Origin of the sequence: Arenibacter lacus (assembly GCF_008711145.1) — a bacterium.
Taxonomy (GTDB): Bacteria; Bacteroidota; Bacteroidia; order Flavobacteriales; family Flavobacteriaceae; genus Arenibacter; species Arenibacter amylolyticus.
The window spans coordinates 1-1,166 of sequence record NZ_VVIN01000176.1 but is presented as its reverse complement, the minus strand read 5'-3'; the positions used below and the strand labels follow the sequence as shown (position 1 = coordinate 1,166).

The window sequence follows — 1,166 nt, the reverse complement described above, 5'->3', positions numbered from 1 at the left end:
TACAGGAAGCAGCCAAACTTCGGTAAGGTTTGTGGTCGTTATTTAGAAAAAGCCCCGGGAAGGATTCCGGGGCTCTATAATGGATGTTGCATCTATACTATAGCATCATTGATAGTCTGTGTCAGAATAAACGGATGCTTTTCTTGAGGGGGTAATCAAGGCCGAGACTATCCCATTTTTAACCACTAGTTTAGATTTTAACGCTCCGAACTGGTAACCGGTATTTTCCTCCCTTTCCGCAACTGTGATAAGCATTTTCAATATGTGGTTCGTTATCTCTTTCCAAGTCCAACTTATCTACATAGTCCACCATTAAGGCTAACACTTCCATCTCGATTTCACTGAATATTTTGGTCACTTCCTAAATCTATTTTTTCTTGACCGAGAATTGGCGAAACCATCAAGAAAACAACTAACAATAGAACTGTTATTTTTAATGATTTTGGTGTTATCTTTTTCATTATTAGCCCTTGGTGTTAAACTTTCACCATGAGTATAACATGAGTTACTTCACTTCAAAGCCATTCCGTTGTAGCTCCCTTTCAAAAAACTCTTTGTACGTTTTAAGAATGGGGGCTGCTTGCTTCGCGGCCGATTTATTCACATGGAGGCTTATCCTTACTGGTACATAGTGTTCGCTCTTTGTCTCCTTCTCAACCCATCTGCCTCCTCTGAAAAAGACGTATGGATTTTTGTGGTTTCCAGGGCACCTATCGTATAATCTAGGCCCTGCGATGCAGGATTATCATCCGCTATTTTGGTCATTATTTCCTGAGGGTCTATAGCATGTGCAAGCGAAACAATAGTATCATAGCTCATAGAAAGACGTTCTGCCGTACCGGGAATGATTATGGTTTCGGTGAGGGTGGTGCGATTGCTGCAGCTGCTTAGGAAAAGTATACTAACTAGGACGAGTGAGAAAAAGTGGTTCTTCATCTAAGAGAAAATTTCCCATTTGGTTATTATGGTTTCCAAATAGGTAGGTTATGGGTGGTTACAAGGCATCAAACTAATAACTTTTTAATCAATTCCACCTTCTTCCTTCGCATTTTTAATGAGAGCGACCTAGCGGAATGTCTAATTCCCCAAGCATTCCTTAATTAATCCGAAGTATTAAATTGATATCCAATACCGATAAAAAAGCGGACTTTATTGGTGCTGTTTAT

The 1,166-nt window shown here is 39.8% G+C and carries 2 protein-coding genes; both read right to left on the bottom strand.

All coding sequences use genetic code 11. The annotated features are described in order from the left end of the window. Positions 1 to 190: 190 nt before the first annotated feature. Entirely contained in the window at positions 191 to 358 is a 168-nt protein-coding gene (locus F1E73_RS17715; protein WP_191089064.1) for a hypothetical protein, read from the bottom strand. 260 nt (positions 359 to 618) lie between these two features. Beyond that, positions 619 to 936, bottom strand: coding sequence for a hypothetical protein (locus tag F1E73_RS17015; protein ID WP_150452663.1), 318 nt, complete (start codon positions 934 to 936; stop codon positions 619 to 621). Positions 937 to 1,166: the final 230 nt, after the last annotated feature.

Bases quoted from the DNA above. Each gene is read 5' to 3' on its own strand.
- F1E73_RS17015 (WP_150452663.1), bottom strand. From the start codon at position 936: ATGAAGAACCACTTTTTCTCACTCGTCCTAGTTAGTATACTTTTCCTA.